The sequence below is a fragment of the Paraburkholderia sp. genome (assembly GCF_034668105.1).
Classification (GTDB): Bacteria; Pseudomonadota; Gammaproteobacteria; order Burkholderiales; family Burkholderiaceae; genus Paraburkholderia.
Map to the genome: position 1 here is coordinate 1 of NZ_JAXDPY010000077.1, position 24,968 is coordinate 24,968.

The window sequence follows — 24,968 nt, forward strand, 5'->3', positions numbered from 1 at the left end:
CGTGCTTTGACGGTTTTTTGCCGGCGAGCGATATGAAGCAATGGGTGTGCCCGGGGGGGCTGGGTTGTTTGTTCGCCTACGGCGTTGGCCTTTCCTTGAATTGATATTGGTTGATTAGCGTCGCCCCTGTGCGGGGCGGGCACTTACTTCTCTTTGCCGCCGCTGTCGAAGAAAAAAACGGCAACCCGAGCTTTCATCCCTTCGCTAACGTTTGCGCAGCAAAAATCAGCCACCCGCAAACGATCAATACGCCTTGCAGAAGAAAACCAGCCGCCCGGCATCCGCAACACCGGCCTCCCACGCCGCGTCTCACATTTGCGCGCGGACCCAGTGATAAACGAGCGGCCCGCACAATACGCCCCACGTCACCGCACAGATCAGAAGCGCCATCGTGACCGCGGCGCTGCCGCAGTCCTTGGCACGCTTGGACAATGCGTGCCGTTCGAGTGAAATGCGATCAATCGCAGCCTCGATGCTCGAATTCAGCAATTCCACCAGCAGCACCAGCAGAACGGAAACGATCAGCAATACCCGCTCGATCGCGCCAACCGGCATCAGCACAGCGCAAGGTAGCAAAACCGCCGCGAGAACAACCTCCTGACGAAAAGCGCTTTCCTCGCGCAACGTCGCAACAATGCCGTCGCAGGAGTGCCGCAGCGCATACAGCGCACGCAAAGGCCCGCTCCGTTTAGCGGGCAACGGCGTAGAAGATGTCGCCGAAGGAGCGGCAGAAGGAGCCGCAGAAGACTTAATCGGATTGCTCATGATTTGCTTCGAGTCAAGATCGCCGCAGCATGCCTTAAATGTTACAAATTGTCGCGGACTTGTGATATCTTCTCGCCCGCCCAGGGCGCCGGTTTCCCTCTGAGCCACGGTCATCGGACAACACGCGAAGCAGGCAGCCGGCACCCCATGCCGGACACACCTCATCGGTCGATCGCGTGTCTCGTGGCGCTCGTCATTCAAGGTTTCGCGGGATCGTCCGTATACAAGCGTAGGGGACCGCATCGCGGTCGTGTCGCATTTCCGTTTTTCATGTTTTCCGCAAACTTCCGCGGCAGGCCGAATTCGCAACGATGTCCACGCAATCATGGGGCGGATGGCCGATGTTCAATAAGCTGATCTGTCCATGAAACCTGTCGTTTCGTTTTGTCTGTCGCTGACGGCGCTCGTCGGCGCTTTATATGCCGCTACGTTGGCCGCCGCGCCTTCCGCAGTGTCTTCGTCTTTCGCGCGCAATCCGTCGTCCGCCACTGTCGCCGGACTGCCGTCGCCCGCTGCGCCAGGCACCGTGGCCAACGGTGCGCGCACAACCAAAGCAACCGAAGCAACCGCCACTACCCACGCACCGACCGCGACGAACGGACAGAACGCGACGAAAGCAGCCAACACAGCCAACACAGCCAACACAGCCAACACAGCTAACGCAGCTTCCCACGCCGCCGGCTCGACCACAGTACACATACCGTTCTCGGCGTTGGGCGCATACCGGCCGCTGAATCTGCGTGGTCTCGAGGACGTCAGCGTCGTCAACGTCGGCGTGCGGCTCGATCGTGTGGTAACCGCGGCGCGGCTGCGTTTGCGCTACACGTATTCGCCGGCACTGGTGTTCCCGATCTCGCACTTCAAGGTGTCGATCAACGACGAAGTCGTGGCGACCGTACCGTTCGATCGCGAGCATGCAGGGCAGGTCGTCACGCAAGACATCCCGCTCGATCCGCGTTTCCTGACCGATTACAACCAGCTTGGGCTAAGGCTCATCGCGCATTACACGCTGGACCATTGCGAAGACCCGGACAACTCGTCGTTATGGGCCGACGTGAGTCCAACAAGCGAAATCATTCTCGACACGTCACCGATTCGCTTGCCTAACGATCTCGCGTTGCTGCCGGCGCCGTTTTTCGACCGGCGCGATGTGAGCCGCCTGCGTCTACCGTTCGTGCTGCCCGCCGCCGCCGACAACGCGACGCTGCGCAGCGCCGGCGTGCTGGCGTCGTGGTTCGGCGCGCTCGCCGATTATCGGCAGGCGCGTTTTCCGGTCTCGTCCACTTTGCCCTCCGACGATCAGGCCGTCGTGGTGGCGCGCAGCGCGCAGTTGCCGGCGACGCTGAAGCTGCCGCCGGTCACTGGGCCGATGCTGATCGTCACTGACAATCCGGCATCCGTCGACAGGAAGCTGCTGATCGTGACGGGCCGCACCGCCGCGGAAGTCGATCAGGCGGCCGCCGCGCTCGTGCTCGGCAGGACGGCGATGGCGGGTCCCGCGGTGCAGGTCGCGCAGATCGACATCGGCGCGCCGCGCAAGCCCTATGACGCGCCGCGCTGGTTGCCGGTCGACCGTCCGGTCTCGTTCAAGGAGCTGATCGATGACCCGGGCCAGTTGCAGGTGCGTGGCGGTGCGTCGGACCCCATCCGTCTGAATCTGCGCGTGCCCGCCGATCTGTTTTCATGGGACGGGGCGGGCGTGCCGCTGAATCTGAAGTACCGCTATACGGCGCCGACGGTGCAGAACAACTCGATCCTTGCCGTGCAGATCAACGATCAACTGGTCAAGTCGTACCGGCTTGCACCGGCCAGCGCCGACGATGCACAGGGCCGCCTGCAACTGCCGGTGCTGTCGACCAGCGGCAACCGTTCGACGAACTCGCTCGATATTCCGGCGTTCCGCGTCGGCAGCTCGAACCAGTTGCAGTTGCGCTTCAATCTCGATTCGCAAAAGACCGGGCTGTGTCAGAGCGTCGCGTCGAATCCCGTACAGGCTGCGGTCGATCCGGACTCGACGATCGACTTCTCGAACTTCGTCCACTACGCGCAGATGCCGAATCTGGCGTACTTCTCGAATAGTGGCTTTCCGTTCACGCGGTATGCCGATCTGTCGCAGACGGCCGTGGTGATTCCCGTGCATCCCGCACCGGAAGAACTCGAGGCATTGCTGACGATGCTCGGCCACATGGGGCAATGGACCGGCTATCCGGTGTTGCGCGTGCAGATCGCGCGGCCAGCTGAGATAACCCAACTGGCCGGCAAGGATCTGCTGGTGATTGGCGGCAGTGGGTCGGCGCCGTGGCTCGATCGTTGGCATCAGGCGCTGCCGCTGACTATCGGCGCGAACGCAAACGCAAACGCCGCCGCCGACGGTGTCGAAGGCGGCAAGCTCACGCGCGCCACGTTTTCGGTGAAGGAGCAGTGGCACAACGGCGCGCACCTGCCGGACGGCAGCGCGCGTCTCGAACGCGACGGCTCGCTGGCCGCGCTGATGGGCTTCGAATTGCCCGGCAGCAAGGGACGCAGCGTCATCGCGCTGACGGCCACCGATCAGCGTCAGTTGCTCCAGTTGCTCGACGTGCTGGAAAAGCCGGGCCAGGTCGCGCAACTGCAAGGCGACGTCGCCCTGGTGCGTGACGGCGAAGTCGATAGCATGCGCGTCGGCGAACCGTATCTGGTCGGCTATGTGCCGTGGTATGCGCGGCTCTGGAGCAAGGCGATCCAGCATCCGATCCTGCTGGGCGTGCTCGGCGCAATCGCCGGGCTGCTGCTGGCGGTCGGCGCGTTCACCGCGTTGCAGGAACTGGCCGCGCGCCGCCGGGGAGTCTGACCGATGCCGCCGGTGAAGTGGAAAGCGTCGCTGCGCCAGGCGCCGGGCGAGGTGCTGGCGGTGAGTACGCGTACCCGCCTGGCGTTGGTGGTGGACGCAACGATCGGCACTCGCGTGTCTAGCCGCTTGTCCGCCCGCATGGTGATTCGTGTGTGGACCAGCGTGGCCATCGGCGTGGCCGCTACGCTCGCGAGCAGCGCGTTCGCCGCGAGCTTGGCGCTGCCCGTTGATGCGGCTAACGTCGACAGCGCCGCCGGTCCCAGCCGAACAGCCTACTGCACTTCACCGCCATGGCCGCGCTGGCAACAGTTCAAGCGGGATTTCATCTCACCCGAAGGACGCGTGATCGACGTCGGCTCGGCCGATTCGCGCACGGTATCCGAAGGTCAGTCGTACGCGTTGTTCTTCGCGCTCGTCGCCGACGACCGCACAACCTTCGATTCGCTCCTGAACTGGACCGAGGCGCATCTCGCGCAAGGCGACCTGACCGCGCATCTGCCGGCCTGGTTGTGGGGCCGCTCGGACAGCGGGCAATGGGGCGTGCTGGATACGAATGCTTCGTCCGATGCCGATTTGTGGATTGCCTACGCGCTGCTCGAAGCCGGTCGCGTCTGGCAGGAACGCAGTTACACGGCGCGTGGCGCGGTACTCGCGAAGCGCGTGCTCGACGAAGAGACCGCCAGCATTCCCGGTCTCGGCTTGACGCTGTTGCCGGGGCCGGTGGGTTTTCATCCGGCGCCGGACGTGTGGCGCGTCAATCCGAGTTATTCGCCGCCGCAGGTGCTCCGCGGCATCGCCACGCGGTTGCTGGACGACGCCCGCTGGACGCGTCTTCTCGCCAGCACCGGCCGGGTTCTGCTCGACACCGCGCCGCATGGTTTTTCACCGGATTGGGCGCTGTATCGCGCCAAACACGGTTTCGCGCCGGACGTCCAAACCCAGGCCGAGAGCGCCTACAACGCGATTCGTGTCTATCTGTGGGCCGGCATGCTCGATCGACGCGATCCGCTCGCGCAACCGCTGCTCACGCGCCTTGCACCGTTCGCCGGCTTTATCGCCGCACACGGTGCGCCGCCGGAAAAGGTCGATACGACGGACGGCAGCGTCGGCGCGAATAGGGGTAACGCCGGTTTCTCGGCGGCGGCCGTGCCGTTTCTCGACGCGCGCGGCGAGCGCGCGCTCGGCGATGCGCAGATCGCGCGCATGGAACAACTCGATCGCGAGACGCCGGCCGGCTACTACACGAGCGTTCTGAGCCTGTTCGGGCTCGGCTGGCGCGATGGCCGCTTTCGCTTTGCCGCCGACGGCACCCTCAACCTGCGCTGGAGTTCGCCGTGCGGCGTCGCTTCCCGATAACGTGCGCAGCGCTGCTGCTCGGTCTCGCGGCGCAGATGGCGCCGGTTGCCGCATGGGCAAACACTCAGGCGGCCACGCGGATAATCGCGCGATCAAACCCGCAGCCAAACAAGCAACCCATCCCACCCGCGCCATCACAAAACCCCGCCGCCCAGCGTCTGTTCGCGACCGCCCGCATGTGGTCGACCAAGCATCGCGACGATCTCGCGTTGCAGTCGATCCAGAAGGCCCTGCTGATCGCGCCGGACGATCCGTCGCTGCTGGCCCAGCAGGTGCGCATCCAGTTGCATCTCGGCCAGGCTCAGGCCGCGCAGGCCACCTTGACGCGACTGCGCGCCACGGCTCCCGGTACGCCGGCCACGCAGCAGATCGAAGACGAGTTCCGCGTCGCCACCAACGGCCGCGAGGAACTGGCAACCATCCGCCTGATGGCGCGCAGCGGCCAGTCCGCCGAAGCGAAGCGGCGGCTGGTCGCGCTGTTTCCCCACGGCGCGCCGTCGGGGTCGCTCGGCGCCGAGTACTACCAGATCATCGCGGGCACGCCCGAGGGCCGCGTGCAGGCGATCGACGCGTTGCGTCAGCGGACGACCGCCGATCCGTCGGATGTCGATTCGGCACTGGTGCTCGCCAATCTGCTGAACGCACGCGGCGAGACGCGCGCCGAGGCCAATCGCATCGCGTGGAATCTCGCTACGCGGCCGGATTCGGATCGTTCGGCGTCGCTCGATGCGTGGCGTCACGTGCTGCAATCCGCCGGCGCGGACCCGGCTTATCTCGCCGCGCTGCGCGCCTATCTGCAACTCGTACCGGACGACACTGAATTCAAGGAGCGGGCCGGCGTGATCGAAGCGCAACTCGAGGCGCAGCGCCAACTCGAAAACAATCCCGACTACATCGCGCAGCAACGCGGCCTGCAGGCGCTGGCGCGCAACGATCTGGCAAGCGCCGAACCACTGCTCGCGCGGGCCGCGCAAGCTCGGGCGAACGACCCGGAGGCGGTCGGCGGCCTCGGTCTGGTGCGCATGCGCGAAGGGCGGCGAGACGAAGCCCGCACGCTGTTTCTGCGCGCGGCCGAGCTCGCGCCGGACAATCGCGGCAAATGGGATAGCCTCGCGCGTGCCGCGCAGTTCTGGGGCACCCTGGCCCAGGGTCGCGAGGCCGCCGCAGCCGGACGGCCGCAGGATGCCGAGCGGGCCGCGCGCGCCGCGCTCGCGATGGAGCCGGCCAACGCCGACGCCAAACTGATGCTCGCCGACGCACTGCTCGCCCAGCACAACTGGAGTGCCGCGGAACCGTTGCTGCGTGATCTGCTGGCGGCGCGCGAACCGAACCTCGCGGCGGTGCGCAGTACCCAGACGCTGTTCGAGAACACCGGCCGCGCGGCCCAGGTCGAGCCGCTCCTCGAAGCATTGCAAAGCCGCTTCACGGCCGCCGACGACCGCCAGAGCCTCGCGCAACTGCGTGCCGACATCCTCAGCGCAGAAGCGGAAAAGTTGCTTGCGGCGGGCCTGCGCGGCCCAGCCGCGCAGCGCTACGAAGCGGCGTTGCGGCTCGCCCCGGATGCCCCGTGGACGCGCTTTGCGCTCGCGCGTCTCTATCGCGATCTGGCGCTGCCGCAACTGGGGCGGGCGGTGATGGACGATGGCCTCGCCGTGTCGGCGTCGCCCGAAATGCGTTATGCGAGTGCGATCTATCGCAACTCAGTCGACGACGTCGACGGTGCGCAAGCCGTACTCGCACCGATCGCCGACCAGGACCGCACGGACGGCATACGCGTGCTCGAGCACAATCTGCAAGCGCAGCAGTGGCTCGCCCAGGCCCGCGCCGCATTCGCGCGGGACGACCTTGAGGGCGCGACCCACGCGCTCGACCAGGCTCGCTCGCTGGCCGGCGACGATCCGAACCTGCTGGCCGCGGTCGGCGCGATGTGGATCGATCAGGGCCAACCCGAGCGCGGCCTCGCGTTGCTGCAGAACTGGATCGACACGCATCCGCAGCAGACCGACGCCGACGTGCGTCTGCGCTACGGCGATCTGCTCGGCAGCGCGCAACGCAATGACGCACTGGATGCGTGGCTGACCTCGTTGCGTAGCGACGCACACCTGAGTCCCGCACAAAGCGCGCGTCTCGAAGACCAGGCGTTGCGCTCGATTCTGCGTCAAACCGACGAAGCACTCGATCGCCAGGACTACGCCGCCGCGCGGCAGTTGCTCTCGCGAGTCAGTGCGGCCGGCCGCCACGACAAACGGTATGCGTTCGAAGTCGCCGATCTCGAACGTCTTCAGGGTCACTATGCGGCCGCGCGCGCCGCGCTGGCGCCACTGCTGGCCGCGACACCGAACGATCCGGACGCGCAATTGGCGCTCGCCCGGGTGCTGGAGCAAAGCGGCGAACGCCGCCCGGCGCTCGATCTCGTGCGCATGGTGGTCGACGGCGCGGCGCCCGACGACGTCGACACGCGGCTGTCCGCGGCTCGCCGTCTGGCGGCTTTGCGTCAGCCGCAGGAAGCGCAGCGGATCACCGCGGCGTTGCGGATCGCGTACCCCGCGCGGCCGGACGTGACGGCGCAAAGCGGGCGGATCGCTCAGGATCTCGGCCAGTACGAGGACGCCGAATCGCTGTACCGTCTGTCGCTTGGCCAGGAACGCGCGGCGGGTGTCACGGCCGGCCCCGACGGCACGCCCGCGCAGGCCGCGCTGGCCGATCTGCAGCAACGCCGCGATCCGGAGATCGAAACCGCCTGGATTCCCGCGTATAAATCGGGCGACGCCGGCATTTCGCAGTTTCGCGCGTGGCAGGCGCCCGTGTACGTGCAGATTCCGTATCGCTACGACGGCCACTTTTTCTTCCATGCCGATACGGTGCATATCGATGCCGGCACGCTCGACGTGAGCGATGCGAATTCGCTTACGCGCGACACCTTCGGCACGCTGGGCGCCGCCGACAAACTCGCGCAGTCGCATAACGTGGCGGCGCAGACCGTGGCCGACTATGCCGCGACGCTGCCGTACCTGCATCAGTCGGCCACCGGCGTCGCGCTTGGCGCCGGTTATACGTCGGATGCGTGGCGCTTCGACCTCGGCACGACGCCGCTCGGTTTCCCCGTGCATTACCTGGTGGGCGGCGTGCGCTATCAGTTCGACGCGGGACCCGCGAGCTTTTCGATCAGCGGCTCGCGCCGTCCGGAGACGAGCAGTCTGCTGTCGTACGCGGGCATGCACGATCCGCTGACCGGCACCGTGTGGGGCGGAGTGCGCCGCGACGGCATCGACTTCCACTCGGCGGTCGATATCGGCACGGCCAGTGTGTTCGCCGATGTCGGCGCGGGCATGCTGACCGGCCGCAATGTGGCGAGCAACCAGGAAGTCACCTTGCGCACCGGCTTCACGGTGCCGGTCTATCAACGTGTCAACACGCTGGTGAGCACAGGGCTGGTCGGCAACGTCTGGCACTACACCAACAATCAGCGCTTCTATTCGTTCGGGCAGGGCGGCTATTACAGCCCGCAACGCTATCTGTCGCTCGGCGTGCCGATCGAATGGGCGGGCCGGCGCGATGCGCTGAACTGGGATCTGACGGCCACCGTCGGTGTGTCGAATTCGTATGAGAAGGACTCGCCGTATTACCCGAACGGTTTGCCCGCGCTGAACAGCGCATCGGCGGCGCTCAACGATCTGTGGAAGACGGCCAGCTCGGCGCCGGGCTTCGGCAGCCTCGTCAATACGGCCAGCTCGACGCATGGCGTCGCGTTTTCGTATGGCTTGAGCGGCATCGTGCAGTACCGCTTCAACCGTTATCTGGTGGCGGGCGCGCAACTGAGCATCGACCGTTCGCATGACTACGCACCGAGTTCCGCGCTGCTGTACATGCGCTACACCTTCGACGGACGCAAGCGCGACGACAGTCTGTCGCCGAGGCCCGTGCGCCTTTACTCCAGCTTTTGAGCGGCGATGCAACGAGATCAGGGAAGCCACGCGTGAGCACCGTTTCGAAATTACTCAAGCCGACGCCGGCTGGCGCTTTCGTGCGACGCCTGCTGCAAGCTGTTCGTCGGGCTGCATCGGCTAGCGACGCGCGGCTGGTCGGCCAACTGGCGATCGATGCGCTTCCCGCCGAATGGGCCGCGCTCGAAACCGGCAAGCTCTACGCGATCTATGCCGCCGCGCGCACGCCAGGCGCCGACGCACTGCTGTGGGAAAGCGCGCGCGAGGCGCAGGCGCGCGACGTCACCGTGGTGCTCGCACGCGCTCGCGCGCAGGTCGCCAAACGTCTGCGCGAACTTGGTTTCAGCACCCACGCGCCGGCCTCCGGCTGGCCGCGCAACCTGAGCGTCCTCGCGATGCCGCCGGCCGGTCCTGGCGATGCAGGCCCCCACGGTATGCCGGCGGTCCCGCTTGCCAGGGTGTTTGGCGGTTTGCGCGCGCTCAAGCGCTTTGGCCTCCGTTCGCGTTCGCTGTATTTCGTCGAAGGCGCCGAGCGCTGGTTCAACTGGGACGATCCGGCGGCACTCGCGCGTGAAGGCCGGATGCTCGCGAACTGGTGCGCGGTGCGCGGCATCACGCTGGTGCTGCTGCTGGGTTCGCGATCGGACGCCAACGCGGACGCCAACGCGGACGCCAACGTAGACGCAGACGCGGATGCAGATCTAGACGCCGCGGCCGGTTCACTGCTCATCGAGTCGAGCCTCGACAACGCGGCGGCGCAGCTTGGCCGCAACGAATTTCATGCGGCCTGCGCGGGCGTCGCCCGGATGGAACGCACCCACGGCGAGTTGCTGTGGCAGGTGGATTTCTGGCGCTCGGACCGCACGCTCGTCACCGGCGAAGTGCGCTCGTTGCGCTTTACCGATAACGGCCGGCTGAGCGTCGCGCCCGACCCGGACGGCGACGCCGCCGCACGCGGCGATGGACTGCTGGCGCGCGACGAACAGCGGGTGATAGTCAGCCGCGCGGTGGTGCGCGGACACGAGGCGTGGGTGCCGCCGAACTGGGAAGTGCTGGCCGATCAGCAGGCTGTGCTCGCGGCTTGCGTCGACGCGCAGGCGGCGACCGTCGTGCTCGATTACACCGGCGGTGCGCAACTCGAAGCGCTGTGCGCGGCGGTCCATGCGCTGCGCCGCCAGGGCGGGCGTGCGTTGAAGATCGTCGTCGCCGAACGAGGCGAAGTGCTGCGTCATCAATACGAACTGCTGGTGCTGACGCTCGGCGCCAACCTGGTGCTGGGTCGCGATCTGCCGTTCTCGCGGATGCAGTCGCTGCTGCATTCGTTGCAGGGACAACTGCACACGCGGCCGGTCGCCGCCGACTATCGCAGCGCGCTCAGCGCCGCGCTGAGCGAAGACGTGCTGGGTTATCTGCCGGCCGGCACGTTCTGCGAGCGGGTGCGCTCGGTGCTCGAACGCAGTGCCGTGCTGCAGCTGCCGCACGTGCTCGTCAAGCTGACGCTGCTGCCGCAATGCGCGCATGTCGACGCCCTGAAAAGCTGTGTGCCGCGCCGTGCGGGCGACATCTTCACCGCCGATGCCGCGCACCTGTACGTGTTCCTGTTCGCGTGCCGGCGAGCCGACGCGGACGCCGCGCTGGCCCGCATCTTCGACGTGCCGGTGGAACGGATTGCGGACGACATCGTCCATCTCGCGGAGCAGAGCATCGGCGATGAATTGAAGGCACTGGGCGCCCAGAGCCGGCGCGCGCCGATCGCCGATTACAGCGATCTGTTCGCTGCGCCGTCGCGTAGTCGAACTGCTGCGCCGGCCGCAGCCGCGCACGCCGGTACGGTCTCGCCGCTCGCGGCCGCGCACGCCGGTACGGTCTTGCCGGCCGCGGAGGAGGTGCCCTTGGTCGCGCAGCTCGCCGCTATGGAGCAAGCGCTCGAAACCGCGCGCGCGGAAGCGGCGCAGGAGCTTGCACAGAAGACCGGCGAGGTGGCGAGCCACGAAGCCGGGCACAAAGCAGGGCGCGCCGAGGCATCCGGGCCTATCTCGCCGCAGCAACCCACGCCCCGCAGGGTCGCGCCACAACGCCGCGCCGAGCCCTACACGATGCCGCTGCGCAAGAAGGGGAGCGAGTAATGGAATTCCTGTTGATCTGTTTCGCCGCGGGTCTGATTCTGGCGATTCCCGTGTGGATTGTGTGGCAGCGCGCCGGCTCGCGTCGTGGTCTCGCGGCGATCCGCCACTTCGATCCGCGCGATGCGGTGCCGTGCGACATCGAGCCGGTCGCCTTGCGCGCACGCCTGTTGCCCGACGCCGCCCGTGCCCCTGGAGGCCCGTCATGAAGACGATTGCTATCGTCTCCACCGCCGGCGGCACCGGCCGCACGACCCTGTGCGCCGCGCTCGCCGTGCTGCTCGCACGGCGCGGCCGTCCCGTGGTGGCGCTCGATTTCGATCCGCAGAATCTGCTCGGCGCGCACCTCGGTCTCGATTGCCTCGCACCGGCCGGCCTCGCGCAAGCCATGCTCGACGAAAATGCAGCGTGGCATGCGCACACGTGGCGCAACAGCGAGGGCGTGCTGTTCGTGCCGTACGGCACGGTGTCGCTCGAACAAAGCGCGCGCTGCGATGAGCGCCTCGCCGCCGAACCGAGGTGGCTCGCGAACGCGCTCGCGCAACTCGATTTGCCGCTCGCGGGCGTGGTGCTCATCGACACGGCCCGTTATCCGTCGCAGCAAGGCGAGCAGGCGGTGCGGAGCGCCGATCTCGTGCTGTGCGTGACGCCGCCTGAACCGGCCGCCTGCGCGACCCTGGTCGCGCGGCTCGACGCGTTGCGGCGTGGCGGCGCGCCGCTGCGGATCATCGTCAACCGGCTGAATCCGGCGCGCGACATGCAACGCGACGCGCTGGCGATGCTGGGCGCCGCGCTCGGCGACGGCCTGCCGCTCGCGCAGCGCGTGCATCTGGACGCGGCACTCCCCGAATCATTCGCACGCGGAACATGGTTATTCGACGACGCACCGCATTCGCAGGCTTCGCACGATCTGCAAGGCCTCGCTAACTGGCTGCATGCGTGGCTTGCCGCGGCGCCACCTGATGTTGCTGTTGATGCAGATGCGTCGGCGGCAACCGCGCGCCGTGCGGATGGGCGGCCATGAACAACGCCGCTCCCGCCAGCCGTAGCGAGCGAGCGCGTCGCCAACGCGTGTTCGACTGGCTCGCGCGCGGCCTCGGACTGCCCGCGGAGCGCACCGCGCTCGACTGGTTCGTGCGGGTGTTCTTCCAGCCGCCGGTTGCCGGCAGGGCGGATCTCGCGCGCCTGTGGATTCGTGCCGCCGTGCTGCATCTGGCCGCGCACTGGGGCGTGCTCGAACCGCATCGGCTGCGGGCGTGGTTGTGGCGCGCGTTCGTGCGCGCGCCACAGCCGCACGCGCAGACGGGCGCGGCCAAAGTGCGCGCCGTGCTTGCATGGATCGACCGCTGGCTGGTGCCGCTGCTGCTGCGCTGGCGGCGCGTGCAGCGGCGCATTGAAGCGCTGCTGCCGAGACTGCCGTGGGAACGCTGGGGCGCGCAGCTCGAAGCCGGCACGCAGCGCATCGGCCACATTCGCTGGCTGCTGCCGTTCCTCGTCGTGGCGGGCGCCGTGGTCTGGTCGATGATCGGCACCTCGCCGTTGCAGGAGGAAGGTCAGTTCGAATTCTTCGCGGTGCTGGCGGTCGTGGCGCTGGTGGTGCGCCGCTTCCCTGGCCGCATGCCCGTGCTCATCCTGACGACCCTGGCCTTGCTCGCGATGGTGCGCTACGTGTGGTGGCGCGTCACCCAGACCCTGTCGTTTCAGACGCCGGGCGAGGCGATTCTCGGCTACCTGCTATTCAGCGCCGAAGCGTACACCTGGATCATTCTGCTGCTTGGCTTCGTGCAGACCGCATGGCCGCTCACCCGCACGGTTGCCGAACTGCCCGCCGACACCTCGAGCTGGCCGACTGTCGACATCTACATTCCAACCTATAACGAACCCTTGACGGTGGTACGGCCGACCGTGTTCGCCGCCCAGGGCATCGACTGGCCCGCGGACAAGCTGCGGGTCTATCTGCTCGACGACGGCGATCGCGAGGAATTCAGAAATTTCGCCCGCGATGCCGGCATCGGCTACCTCACGCGCAACGACAACCAGCATGCGAAAGCGGGGAACATCAACCGCGCGCTCGAAAAAACGCACGGCGATTACATTGCGATCTTCGATTGCGACCACGTGCCGACCCGCTCGTTTCTGCAAACCACGATGGGCACCTTCCTGCGCGACGCCCGCTGCGCGATGGTGCAGACGCCGCATCATTTCTTCTCCCCGGATCCGTTCGAGCGTAACCTCGGCACCTTCCGCCGTGTGCCCAATGAAGGCAATCTGTTCTACGGGCTCGTGCAGTCCGGCAACGATCTGTGGAACGCATCGTTCTTCTGTGGCTCGTGCGCGATCATCAAACGCGCGGCGCTCGTCGAAGTCGGCGGCATCGCGGTCGAAACGGTCACGGAAGACGCGCACACCGCGCTCAAACTGCACCGGCGCGGCTATACCACCGCGTATCTGCCGACCGTGCAGGCCGCCGGTCTCGCCACCGAAAGCCTTGCCGGCCACATCAAGCAACGCACCCGTTGGGCGCGCGGCATGGCGCAGATTTTCCGCATCGACAATCCGTTTCTCGGCCGCGGTCTGGGTCTGTTCCAGCGCCTGTGCTATGGCAATGCGATGCTGCATTTCTTCTACGGCATCCCACGGCTCGTGTTCCTGACCATGCCGATGGCGTATCTGTTCTTCCAGATGTATTTCATCAATGCGTCCGCGACCACCATCGCGGGCTTCGTGCTGCCCTATATCGTGCTCGCCAACATCGCGAACTCCCGCATGCAGGGCAAATTCCGCCATTCGTTCTGGGCCGAAGTCTACGAATCGGTGCTCGCGTGGTACATCGCGCTGCCGACCACGATCGCGTTTTTCAGCCCGAAGCACGGCAAGTTCAATGTGACCGACAAGGGCGGCCGCATCGACGAAGGCTACTTCGACTGGGCGGTCTCGAAACCGTATCTGGTGCTGCTGGCGCTGAACGCCAGCGCATTGATGGCGGGCGTGTACCGGCTGGCGTTCGGCGCGGGCGGCGAAACCGCGACGATCCTGATGAACGTGTTCTGGACCCTCTACAACCTCGTGATGCTCGGTGCGGCCGCGAGCGTGGCGCGCGAGGCGAAGCAGGTGCGCGTCACGCACCGTATCGCGATGCGCGCCACGGCGACGCTGCTGCTCGTGGACGGCACGACGGTGGCGTGCACCACCAGCGATTATTCGACCGGCGGTCTCGGCCTCGAAGTCGATCCGGGGTTGAAGCTCGCACTCGGGGACAGCCTCGGCGTGTGCCTGAGCCGGGGCGACCGGCAGTTTCATTTTCCGGTGCACGTCAGCCGTTTTGTGGGCTCGCAGCTCGGCGTGCGTTTCGACGATCTGACGCTCGAACAGGAGCGGCAGATGGTGCAATGCACGTTCGGCCGCGCCGACGCGTGGCTCAACTGGGACGAAGAGACGATCGAGGACACGCCGCTGCGCGGCCTGAAGGACGTGGTGACGATGGGCATTGAAGGTTATTCGCGGTTGCTGGACGGCGCGGCTCGCGCGGTTCAGTCGCTGCTCGCGCTGGACCGTACACGCTATTAACGCCGCGGCGCATGCGCCCGGCCAATGAGAGAGTTCCGTCAATGACGCTGTGGAATCTGTATTTCATCATCAAGCTGTATCTGTTTACGGGCGGGCATCTACAGCCGGTGTGGCTCGCCAATATCGGCTTCGCTCTGGCGCTGGCGGCGAGCGCCACGCTGCGCCATCGCGGCTGGCGCTTGCTGCGCAACCTGATGGGTCTCGCGATCGGCATTCCGCTGATGTACCACGAAGCGAACGTGCCGCCGTTCTCGCGTCTGACCGAAGAATTCGGCAACCTCACCACCTTCAGTTTCGGCTACTGGCTCGAACTCGCGCAGCGTTTCTTGCCGCCGATGCTGCTGCTCACCGCGTTCGGCGGGCTGGTCGGCTATCTGATCGTCAACCGCTGGCTGCGGGTCGCGACGTTCGTGCTGATCGCGCTGGTCGCGATCCCGTTGTGGCAACAGGGCAGCGCGGTGTACGCGCGGCTGCAGAGCGGACCGGCCACGGCCGCGTCGCCGAATGCGCTTGCCGCGCAGCCACTCGACCACAACGCGGCGCTGTCAGCCTTCCGCACACAGGAATCGCAACGGCAGGTCACCTTCGGTCATCTCGGCGCGGATCCGAACACGCAGTTCGACGTGATCGTGCTGCATATCTGTTCGTTGTCGTGGGACGATCTCGACGCGGCGAAGGCGCGCAATCATCCGATGCTGAGTCACTTCGACTATCTGTTCACCAACTTCAGCACCGCCGCGAGCTACAGCGGGCCGGCCGCGATTCGCGTGCTGCGCGCGAGCTGCGGCCAGGAAGCGCACGCGGATCTCTACAAGGACGCGCCGCAGCAGTGCCACCTGCTGGCCGACCTGGCGCAGGCGGGCTACACGCCGCAGACGATGCTGAATCACGACGGTCACTTCGACAACTTCCTGCAACTGGTGCACGACAACACCGGTGTGCCGAACGTGCCGTTGATCTCAAACGCGAGCGTGCCGGTCGCGATGCATGCTTTCGACGGTTCGGCGATTCGCGACGATTACGCGACGCTCGCCAACTGGTATGCGCAGCGTGCCAGCACGGCCGGTCCGGTCGCGCTGTACTACAACACGATCAGCCTGCACGACGGCAACCGTCTGCCGAACAGCAATCTGTCGAGTATCGACTCGTACCCGCAACGCGTGAACAAGCTGATGAGCGACTTCGACCGCTTTGCGGATCTGATCGCGGCCTCGGGCCGCCGCGCGGTGATCGTGTTCGTGCCGGAGCATGGCGCGGCGCTGCGCGGGGATGCGAACCAGGTGGCCGGGCTGCGCGAGATTCCGACGCCGCGGATCGTTCATGGTCCCGCCGGGGTGCGGCTCGTGGGCTTCCAGGGCAATCACGGACCCACTACGGTGATCGACAATCCGACGAGTTTTCTCGCGGTCGCGCAGTTGTTGTCGAATCTGGTTTCGAACAGTCCGTTCAAGCCGGGTGTGACCTTGTCGCAATACGCGGCCAATCTGCCGCAAACGCAGATGGTCGGCGAGAACGAAGGGACGGTGACGATGAAGACGGCGTCCGGCTATGTGGTCAAGACGCCGGACGGCGTATGGGTGGACGGCAAATGAGCACCATGAACAAGGCTGAGGCGAAGGTGCGGGCGAGCGGCTGGCCGGTTGACGATATCACCGGCCTTGGGCTCCGCTTGCCTGAAGTCGATCCGGCCCGGTACCTCGACGAACAGGCACGGGAGTCGTATCAGCTGTCGCTCGTGAAGTGGCCGGTGCTCGCCCGGCTGATGAAGCTCGTGCCGCTCGACGAGGCCGCGGGGGCTGTGGCGCCTGGCGCGCCTGTGGCGTCCACTGCGTCTGCCATGCGCGAAACTGGGCAAGCGGCAGCGGTCGACTTCGACTAGGCGTTTGCCCGACAACGCGCCGGTTGGCGCGTGGTCGGGCAGCGTGTTTTTCAGGCAACTCGCGTCCTCATGCAGCGCATGTCTTCACAGAACTCGCGTTCTCGGGCGCGTGCACTGTTCACCGCAACTGCGTCACCGCCAGCAGCAACACCATGCTGCCGATCGCGCCATCCAGCACGCGCCATGCGGTAGCCCGGCGAAACAGCGGCGCCAATGCACGGGCGCCGTATCCCAGGCCGATAAACCAGATCCCGCTCACCGCCATCGCGCCCAGCGCGAACGCCACCCGTGCGCCGTCCGGTTCGCGCGCGCCGGCCGTGCCGATCAGCAGGAACGTGTCGAGATACACGTGCGGGTTGAGCCACGTGAAGGCCAAGGTCATCAGGATGATCGGCATCGTACGTTGCACGGGTGCCGCGTTCGTGCCGGGCGACGCGCCGCCCGCATCGGTGTCCAGCACCGCATGGCCGGGACGCACCGCACGGCGCAGCGCGTTGATGCCGAACCACGCCAGATAGGCGAGCCCGACATACAGCATGGCGTGGACGAACACCGGATAGCGTTCCACCAACACCGACGCGCCACCCACGCCCGCGCCGATCAGGATGAAGTCCGACAGCGCGCACAGCGCGACGATCTTGCCGACGTGCGAGCGCATGATGCCCTGACGGAGCACAAAGGCATTCTGCGCGCCGATCGTCACGATCAGCGACGCGCACAAGGCGGCACCATGAGAAAAAGACAGCCAATTCATAATCGATCCAGTAGACGGGGAAAGCGAACGAGGCTAGTCTGCGGTTTTGCGTATCATAAGAGAAGCTAATTCATCTAATCCGGATTAAGGAACGCTAATGCTCGACTATGCGTTGCTCGATGCGTTGGCCGCCGTAGTGCGGCACGGCTCGTTCGACCGCGCGGCCAGCGAACTGAATGTGACGCCCTCAGCCGTCTCCCAGCGGGTCAAACTGCTGGAAGAGCGGGTGGGCAGTGTGCTCGTGAAGCGCGGCCAGCCGTGTGTCGCGACCACCTCGGGCGCGCTGCTGTGCCGCCACACCGAACGCGTGCAATTGCTGGAAGCGGAACTCAGCGGCCGGCTCCCGGCACTGCCCGGCACCCTGGTGGAACCATGGCCGGCGCTGCGCGTGGCCGTCAACGACGATAGCGTGGGCACCTGGTTCATCGACGCGGTGGCGCAGTTCTGCGTCGAACGGGAGATGCTGCTCGATCTGGTGGTCGACGACCAGGACCACACTGCACAGCGGATTCGCGACGGCAGCGTGCAAGGCGCGGTCACTACGCAAGCGGAGCCGGTGCAGGGCTGCCGTTCGACACGGCTCGGACGGATGCGCTATCTGGCGGTCTGCACGCCGGAATTTCGTGAGCGCCATTTTGCCGACGGGGTCACGCGCGACACGTTGCGGCGCGCGCCGTGCGTCGATTTCAATCCGAAGGATCAGTTGCAGAAGCGCTTCATGCGGCGCATCACGCGGGCGGATCTCGATCCGCCGCTGCACTGGATTCCGCACGTCGCCGGTTTTTTGCGCGCTTGCGTGACGGGACTTGGCTGGGGCATGTGCCCGGAACGGATGATCGCGCCACATCTGGCGAGCGGCGAATTGGTGGACATGGCGCCCGGCAAGCATCTCGACGTCGATCTGTACTGGCAGAGCTGGCGCCTGTCGATTGGCTGGCTCGACGATTTCAGCGCGATACTGCGCAAGCGGGCGGCGGAGTTTCTGGATTGAGCGCCGCCTTGGCGGCTTGCTCGCTTGTGGCGCAGGTCAGCGTTGCGCCGGCGGCCACTGCTTGTACTCGACCCGTATGCCGCTTGCCCGCGCTCGCGCCGTGTAACGGTCCACCACTTGCCGCACGTCGTGGTCGATATGATCGGCGTGGCTCGCATCGAGAATCAAGGTCGCGCCAGCCGGAATCTGCCCGAGATAGTGCTTGAGTTGCGGCGTGCAGAAGAAGGTCGCGCTCTTGCGCACGGTCAGCAGATAGTGGTCGCCGTCGCGCGTGAAACTCAGCACGCGGCGGATATTGCGTTCGACCACCAGCATGACGCTCAGCGCGAAACCGATCGCGATGCCGATCAGTAGATCGGTCGCCAGCACGCCGACGATCGTGCCGATGAACGGCACGAACTGCGCGAATCCCGCCTGACCCGTCGACACGAACAATTGCGGCCTGGCGAGTTTGTAGCCGGTATGAATCAGGATCGCCGCGAGGCTGGCGAGCGGAATCATATTGATCACGCTCGTCAACGCGAGACAGGCGATCAGTAACACGACGCCGTGTGTCACACACGACAGCCGGCCGCGCGCGCCCGCATGCACGTTGGCGGCGCTGCGCACCACCACGGCGGTGAGCGGCAACGCACCGAGCAGGCCGGCGAGCAGGTTGCCGACGCCTTGGGCCTTCAATTCGCGATCGGGCGCCGCTTTTCGATGGGCCGGGTCGATCTGTTCGAGCGCCTCGAGACTCAGCAAGGTCTCCAGACTCGCGACGATCGCGATCACCACCGCCACGCGCCATACCGCGGGATCGAGCCATTGCGCGAGATCCGGGAACGTCAATGCTTGACCCAACGCATCCCACGAGCCGAGTGAGGGCATCGCGATCCGCTGTGAGAAAGCGGGCGCCATGTCCGGCGCGAACGTGTCGACGAGCGCCGTCGTGGCGATACCGAAGGACACGACGGCGAGCGGCGCGGGAATCGCGCGGACAAGGGCGAAGGCGCGTAAGCGTGGGGTTTCCCACCCAAGGAGAATAGCTAGCGACGCGAGCGCGAGCAACGGCATCGCGGCGGACACGCTGCCATTGGCGAAGCCTGCCGCCAGCGGCAGCTGATTCACGATCAGCAGGATACCGATCGCGGCGAGCATGCCGTTGATCACGGGCGGCGGCACGTAACCGGCCAATTTACCGGCGCGCAGGAAACCGAACATCAACTGCAAGGCGCCTGCGAGCACCAGCGCGGTCAGAAACGCGGAAAAACTGCCCAGCGTGGCAAGCGCCTGAACGACGATCACCACCAGACCGGCTGCCGGGCCGCTTACGCTGAGTCGCGAACCGCTCAGCAGCGCCACCACCAGGCCGCCGATCACGCCGGCGAGAATGCCGGCAAACGGCGCCACGCCGGAGGCGGTGGCAATGCCCAGACACAGCGGCAGCGCGATCAGGAATACGCTGAGGCCGGCCAATAGATCGGTGCGCCAGGCCGAGGGCGGGGAGGTGCGAGGTGAACGGCCATGAGGCGGAGTGGCGTGAGCTTGCGTCATCGGAAGACTTACCTCGAAGCTGAAGGGCAATTGCATGGGAGGCGCGGCGCTCGCGGCAAAGGCGGAGCGCTGCATCGGAAGCGTGGGTTGCGCGTTGCTGTTTGCGCTGCTGCCGCTGTTTCGCATGCGCCGATCGCACGGCGCATGCGGCTGCTGTTATCAGCCGGTCGCCTCGTGGACGTCGTCGGCGTTGCTGAGCGCCCACTGCGGGTCGGCCAATGCTTTCAGGCGGCCGTCGTGCATCGAGAAGATCCAGCCGTGAATCAGCACGGGCCGTTGCGCGTTCTGAATCAGCGGCATCGCGTGCAGCGCCTGGACCTGGGCCAGCACGTTGAGTTCGGCGAGCCGATCGGCGCGTTCGTCGAACGCATCCAGCAGACGCAGCTCCGCCGCATGCAGCGCGGCCAGCCGGCGGATCGGGGCGATGCGGCGATTGACGCTCGGCAACGCGCCGGACGGCGGCCGCAACGCCGCTTGCACACCGCCGCAGCAATGATGGCCGCAGACGATGATGTGCTGCACGCGCAGCACGACGAGCGCATATTCGAGCACGCTTGCGAGACTGTCGTCGTGTTCGCTCACCAGGTTCGCGATATTGCGGTGAACGAAGATCTCGCCGGGCATCGCTCGCGTGATGGCTTCGGGGACGCGGCTGTCGGAGCAGCCGAGCCACAACACGTTGGGCTGTTGGTCGCTGGCGAGGCGCTCGAAATAGGCGGGGTCGCGCGTGCTGATCTCGTCGGACCACGCGAGGTTTTCGACCAGCATGCGTTGGGGATAGGTCATCGGTACTCCTTGTGTTGGCGTTCCGTTTCAGTCGTTGCCCGACCCGTAGCGCGCAAAAATCCGTGGATGTTTGGCATGCCGAAGTGGTATCCGGTATGACGCATTCTGCATGGGGCGGCATGAGGCGGCGGTGATCGCCAGATGATAATTACGTCATGCGCCTTTATTTGCCCTGCTGTCTGCGGAATCTGCCGCGCCGCACGGGTGGCGTCGGCAGCGCCGCGGGCTGCTTCGGAAAGCGCAAGCTGAATGTGGTGTGCACATGCGGAATGCTTTCGACACAGCATTCGCCGTGGTGCTCATTCATGATCGACTTGACGATGGCAAGACCCAGGCCCGTGCCATGCGCCGAATTGTGGCGCGCCGGGTCGACGCGATAGAAGCGGTCGAAGATCCTTTCCAGATGCGGCCCGGCGATGCCGGCGCCGCGGTCGGATACGGAGAGCTGGACGTCGCGAAGCCGCTCGACGCAATGCAGTTCCACCGTGCTGCCGCGCGGCGCATGCGCCAATGCGTTCGAAACCAGATTGCTCAGCGCACGCTGCACGAGCAGTACATCGCCTTCGAAACGCGCATTGCCCGTCACGACGATCTCCACGCCGGCATCCGCGGCCATGCTTTCGTAATAGCCCGCGACGCGCAACGCCTCGCTGCGCGCGTCCAGCCGTTGCAGCGCCAGGCGGCTTTGCGCGCTATCGGCGCGAGCGAGGAACAGCATGCTGTCGATCAGGCGCGAGAGGCGCTGGAATTCATCCACGCTCGACTCGATCACCGCGCGGTAATCGTCGGCGGAACGGGGTTGCGAGAGCGCGACCTGGGCTTCGGCCAGCAAGTTGGTGAGCGGCGTGCGCATGTCATGCGCGAGATCGGATGAGAACTGTGTGAGACGGGTGAATGATTCGTGCAGGCGCGCCAGCATCCGGTTGAAGGCGTGGCTCAATTCCTTGAGCTCGCCCGGCATGTCGCGCTCGGGCAACGGCCGGGCGAGGCGGCTGCTGGAGATCTGCTCGGCGCGTGCGGTCAGGCGGGCCAGCGGCCGCAGCCCGAAACGCGCAATCCACCAGGCGAGCAGTGCGTTCACCAGTGTGCCGATCACACTCACGAACGACACGTTGAGCGCGTAGGCGCTGAGCAAGGCCCCCTCGGCGCTGGCATCGTATTGCACGACCACGCGCACGCTCGCGCCGGATTGGCCGCCGAGCGGCGCCATCGCTACGAGAAAACGCATTGGCATGCCCTCCACCTTCACCTGGACGGGCGCGAGTCCGGCGCGTACCGCGAGTGATTCACCATTCGGCCAGTAACCGCTGGTGCGGTTGAGCGGCGCGCCACCCTCGTCGAACAGGGCGATGTCGAGATTCTGGTGGCCGTGCAGATGGTCGTACCAGATTTCACGATCGGCGCGGACCGCGTCCAGTCCGGGCATGGTGTGCAGACTCAGTTGCAGGGCGGAGAGGGTTGCTGTCATCTCGCGCGCCGAGGTTGAGTCGAGCCGCGTCTTTAAACCGTGGTACAGCAGCACGCCGTTGAACACGAGCAATAAAGAGGTCGATACCGCGAACAGGATCGAGAGCCGTACCCTCAAGGTGCGGGGCATGAGGGGCGCGAGCGGCCTCGCGAGCCACAGGGCTACTGGCGCGAGCACCGAGAAGGGCAGGCGCCAGTTCATCGCGGCGCGCTGTCGCGTTCTTCGAGCACATACCCCATGCCGCGCACCGTGTGGATCAGCTTCGGTTCGTAGTTGTCGTCGACTTTCGCGCGAACGCGCCGGATCGCGGCATCGACCACGTTGGTGTCGCTATCGAAATTCATGTCCCACACCTGCGAGGCAATCGTCGAGCGCGGCAGGATTTCGCCGTGACGGCGCATCAGCAGCCACAGCAGCGCAAATTCCTTGGCGGTCAACAGGATCGTGTCGCCTTGACGTGTGGCCTTGCGGCGCGTCAGGTCGAGCGCCAGGTCCGCGACATGCAGCGACGCCGTGTCGCGTGCATGGCCACGCCGCAAGATCGAGCGCACGCGCGCCAGCAGTTCGGCAAAGTCGAAGGGCTTGATCAGATAGTCGTCGCCGCCCATTTCGAGGCCTCGCACCTTGTCGTCCAGATCGTCGCGTGCGGTGAGCAGCAACACCGGCGTGGAACGGATGTGGCGCAGGTTTTTCAGCACGGCCCAGCCGTCCAGACCCGGCAGCATCACGTCGAGAATGATCAGGTCGTAGTCCTCGGTCAGCGCCAGATGTTGACCGGTCACGCCGTCTTGCACCCAGTCGGCGACAAACCCCGCTTCGGTCAGACCCTTTCGCAGGTAGGTGCCTGTTTTCGCTTCGTCTTCGACGATCAGAATTCGCATGGTCTTTCTCCTGGTGACGCCCTCCGGGCCGTATCGCGTGAGCGGCGCGGCAAGCGGAAGGCGAGTAGAGCCGCTGTTTGACGTGGTGAGCGCCGCTAGGCGTGAGCGTGTGGGCGGAGTCTTTGCGTTGACCCACGTGCGGCACGTGCGACATGTGCGACATGTGCGACATGTGCGTCAGCGCCGGTGCCAATGAGTCGCATGTCCTGCTTGCCGCGAAAGAGGCAGCATGGAAGCGCGATCCGGTTCTGGTCGAGGCGCGTGGATCCGACTATCGGGACTGAATCCGCCGATGCGGTTGCGCGAGTGCGGACGAGCGCGCCGCGGACTGCGGGCAGCGCGATCGATGAAAGACGGATCGCTTGGATGTTCTGTTTCATATCGTCAGGCATGCATCAGGCCAGACCGAAGCGGCGGCTATTTTGAGACGCGTGGCCGTCGAGATCGGGTAGGCGCATTTGTCATGGCCTCCTGAATGTACGCAGTACTTATACCATGGTGTGATTCAAAGAAGCTTGCATCGTTGCATGCCTGGCGTGCGTTGAAAAAGACGGCGGGTGCCTTGGGGCCGGCCGTGCCGGCCCGCGCGGGCAGCGCGCCGAACCGTCAACGCGCTATCGTCCGGCCGGCGCGCGCGCTATCTGCGCGAATTTTGGGAGAACCAGCCGAAGCCGCGGTAGACGCCTTCCGTTCGCAGAGCGCGCGGGTGCTCGTGCAGCGGTGGGGCGTCAGTTTTTTCGAGTCGCGCTGCATGGCGGACAGCAGCTCGAGCGATAACAGGCCGTGCATGAGTGATGGCCTTTTGCGCTTCGCTGGCGCTTCGGTTGCGGATGCGGAAGATGACGCGCCGCCGTTGAACAGGTGAGCGGGCTGATTGAGCCAGAACGCGAGGGAGCCGATTGCGATCGCCACCAGACTTGCAGCGAGGGAGAGGGTCTCGCGTTTGCACCTGGCGAGCCGTCTTTTGAGCTCCGATATGAATGCTCTTACGGTCGATGCCCAGCTTGCCACGCATCGCATTGGTTGAACTCGTCGCATGCGATTCCCGGTTCGAGGTCGAGAGGGTCTATCGTATAAATGCGCGCCGACATCAAGATGAGAACAACATGACATTTCCGTCATGCAGTCCTCAGGCGCATCGCACGGATGGCCGCCGCGGATGACTGACTTGTCATGCGGCGCTCACGTTGGTGCAGCGGGCCACGCTTAGCATCGGAACTCAATCAAACGGAGAATCGATATGCGAAATGTGATGTGGTTGGCAGGATTCGTGCTGAGTTGCACCTGTGTGAGTGCGGCGGTTGCCGTCGACACCATCCCGTTGCGCGAACCCGCGCCGGGGCCGCATGAGTTCTATAAATTGCACGAACAGGTGTTGCAGAAGCCGCGTGTGCAGGCGCCACGCGATCCTGAGGTGCCGGCGGTTCAGCTGATCGCGCAAGGTGCGCAGGCGCTGCGGGCGCCGCAAGGAAAAACTCGCGAGGAGGTGAAGCGTGAACTCGCTGCGGCGCGCGCGGCGGGATGCATGAACGTGCCGGATAGCCAATACCCGCAGCCCTGTTCGCTGCAGGGCATCACCGGTTCGATGGCGGACGCGTTTCGAATCGAGTAGCGCCACACGTGGGCTGTGATGATGCGCACGCGGGACCGTGGGCGAGGTCCCGCGCGCGCCTGTCCGAAGCTGCTCAATGCAGCCGGATCACCGGATCCCGCGATCCTGCACTTGAGCGCACGCGCCAGAAACAGCGCCTGTTGGTGCGCGACCTGAGCGCGCGGCGCCAGAAACGCGTTTGCGTTGTCGGTGGAAGGGCAGGCCGCGCACTCGCCGAGTCCAAAATAGTCGCGTCGTTCGTGCATTGCAGAGCGGCGTCGATGTAGAGCATTCGATACCCCGAACTCCCCATACTCGCGGCGACTCAGTGACCTGACGCGGTGATGCGATTCAGTGACGTGACTCAGTGACGTAACTCAGTGACGTGTCTTCGCCGCGCAACCATAGCGCGAATCATGCGGGCGAGGAGGAACATCCCGCACCGGCAGCTTTCCGATGGTCGTTCCGAACCTGCGCGAACCTGCGAGCGCTTGTTG

General features: G+C 65.8%; 17 protein-coding genes. 11 read left to right on the forward strand and 6 right to left on the reverse strand.

The features are described from left to right. Window positions 1–309 precede the first annotated feature (309 nt). Window positions 310–765 (reverse strand): diacylglycerol kinase, encoded by a 456-nt coding sequence (locus tag QOC89_RS03950; protein WP_323043839.1) that lies wholly within the window; start codon window positions 763–765, stop codon window positions 310–312. A 364-nt stretch (window positions 766–1,129) separates the two neighbouring features. On the opposite strand from QOC89_RS03950, the gene bcsB reads away from it, so the two are divergent. The 9 genes from bcsB to QOC89_RS03995 all read left to right on the forward strand — a co-directional run bounded on the left by bcsB (window position 1,130) and on the right by QOC89_RS03995 (window position 16,464). Continuing rightward, window positions 1,130–3,595 (forward strand): cellulose biosynthesis cyclic di-GMP-binding regulatory protein BcsB, encoded by a 2,466-nt coding sequence (gene bcsB / locus QOC89_RS03955; RefSeq protein WP_323043826.1) that lies wholly within the window; start codon window positions 1,130–1,132, stop codon window positions 3,593–3,595. Between the two features lie 102 nt (window positions 3,596–3,697). Next, the gene (gene bcsZ / locus QOC89_RS03960; RefSeq protein WP_416340347.1) at window positions 3,698–4,951 is read left to right on the forward strand and encodes a cellulose synthase complex periplasmic endoglucanase BcsZ; all 1,254 of its coding nucleotides are present in this window, start codon (window positions 3,698–3,700) and stop codon (window positions 4,949–4,951) included. A 35-nt stretch (window positions 4,952–4,986) separates the two neighbouring features. Further along, the gene (locus QOC89_RS03965; protein ID WP_416340348.1) at window positions 4,987–8,895 is read left to right on the forward strand and encodes a cellulose synthase subunit BcsC-related outer membrane protein; all 3,909 of its coding nucleotides are present in this window, start codon (window positions 4,987–4,989) and stop codon (window positions 8,893–8,895) included. Window positions 8,896–8,927: 32 nt separating this feature from the next. Further along, window positions 8,928–11,021 carry a cellulose biosynthesis protein BcsE gene (gene bcsE, locus QOC89_RS03970; protein WP_416340345.1) on the forward strand — a complete coding sequence of 698 codons (2,094 nt, stop codon included), beginning with the start codon at window positions 8,928–8,930 and terminating at the stop codon, window positions 11,019–11,021. Continuing rightward, window positions 11,021–11,227 carry a hypothetical protein gene (locus QOC89_RS03975; RefSeq protein WP_323043828.1) on the forward strand — a complete coding sequence of 69 codons (207 nt, stop codon included), beginning with the start codon at window positions 11,021–11,023 and terminating at the stop codon, window positions 11,225–11,227. Before bcsE ends, QOC89_RS03975 begins: the two co-directional genes overlap by 1 nt. Then, window positions 11,224–12,042, forward strand: coding sequence for a cellulose biosynthesis protein BcsQ (bcsQ, locus tag QOC89_RS03980; RefSeq protein WP_323043829.1), 819 nt, complete (start codon window positions 11,224–11,226; stop codon window positions 12,040–12,042). The genes QOC89_RS03975 and bcsQ overlap by 4 nt, the downstream gene beginning before the upstream one ends. Then, window positions 12,039–14,585: a UDP-forming cellulose synthase catalytic subunit gene (bcsA, locus tag QOC89_RS03985; protein ID WP_323043830.1), complete on the forward strand. Its 2,547-nt coding sequence runs from the start codon at window positions 12,039–12,041 to the stop codon at window positions 14,583–14,585. The genes bcsQ and bcsA overlap by 4 nt, the downstream gene beginning before the upstream one ends. Before the next feature lie 41 nt (window positions 14,586–14,626). Beyond that, window positions 14,627–16,177, forward strand: coding sequence for a cellulose biosynthesis protein BcsG (bcsG, locus tag QOC89_RS03990; RefSeq protein ID WP_323043831.1), 1,551 nt, complete (start codon window positions 14,627–14,629; stop codon window positions 16,175–16,177). Next, window positions 16,174–16,464: a hypothetical protein gene (locus QOC89_RS03995; RefSeq protein ID WP_416340346.1), complete on the forward strand. Its 291-nt coding sequence runs from the start codon at window positions 16,174–16,176 to the stop codon at window positions 16,462–16,464. The genes bcsG and QOC89_RS03995 overlap by 4 nt, the downstream gene beginning before the upstream one ends. Window positions 16,465–16,582: 118 nt before the next feature. Here the strand turns inward: QOC89_RS03995 and QOC89_RS04000 are convergent, their stop codons facing one another. After that, the gene (locus tag QOC89_RS04000; protein ID WP_323043832.1) at window positions 16,583–17,218 is read right to left on the reverse strand and encodes a LysE/ArgO family amino acid transporter; all 636 of its coding nucleotides are present in this window, start codon (window positions 17,216–17,218) and stop codon (window positions 16,583–16,585) included. 97 nt (window positions 17,219–17,315) lie between these two features. Here QOC89_RS04000 and QOC89_RS04005 point away from each other — a divergent pair, with 97 nt between their 5' ends. Then, window positions 17,316–18,209: a LysR family transcriptional regulator ArgP gene (locus tag QOC89_RS04005; protein ID WP_323043833.1), complete on the forward strand. Its 894-nt coding sequence runs from the start codon at window positions 17,316–17,318 to the stop codon at window positions 18,207–18,209. A 36-nt stretch (window positions 18,210–18,245) separates the two neighbouring features. On the opposite strand, the gene QOC89_RS04010 is transcribed toward QOC89_RS04005, so the two are convergent. The 4 genes from QOC89_RS04010 to irlR form a co-directional block, all read right to left on the reverse strand. Continuing rightward, window positions 18,246–19,745 carry a SulP family inorganic anion transporter gene (locus QOC89_RS04010; RefSeq protein ID WP_416340349.1) on the reverse strand — a complete coding sequence of 500 codons (1,500 nt, stop codon included), beginning with the start codon at window positions 19,743–19,745 and terminating at the stop codon, window positions 18,246–18,248. A gap of 159 nt (window positions 19,746–19,904) precedes the next feature. Further along, a complete protein-coding gene (locus tag QOC89_RS04015; protein WP_323043835.1) occupies window positions 19,905–20,531 on the reverse strand; it encodes a carbonic anhydrase in 627 nt (208 codons plus the stop codon). Between the two features lie 163 nt (window positions 20,532–20,694). Further along, window positions 20,695–22,128 (reverse strand): heavy metal sensor histidine kinase, encoded by a 1,434-nt coding sequence (locus QOC89_RS04020; RefSeq protein ID WP_323043836.1) that lies wholly within the window; start codon window positions 22,126–22,128, stop codon window positions 20,695–20,697. Between the two features lie 68 nt (window positions 22,129–22,196). Beyond that, window positions 22,197–22,880 carry a heavy metal response regulator transcription factor IrlR gene (gene irlR, locus QOC89_RS04025; protein ID WP_323043837.1) on the reverse strand — a complete coding sequence of 228 codons (684 nt, stop codon included), beginning with the start codon at window positions 22,878–22,880 and terminating at the stop codon, window positions 22,197–22,199. 1,240 nt (window positions 22,881–24,120) lie between these two features. Here irlR and QOC89_RS04030 point away from each other — a divergent pair. Continuing rightward, the gene (locus QOC89_RS04030) at window positions 24,121–24,492 is read left to right on the forward strand and encodes a DUF4148 domain-containing protein (protein WP_323043838.1); all 372 of its coding nucleotides are present in this window, start codon (window positions 24,121–24,123) and stop codon (window positions 24,490–24,492) included. Window positions 24,493–24,968 lie beyond the last annotated feature (476 nt).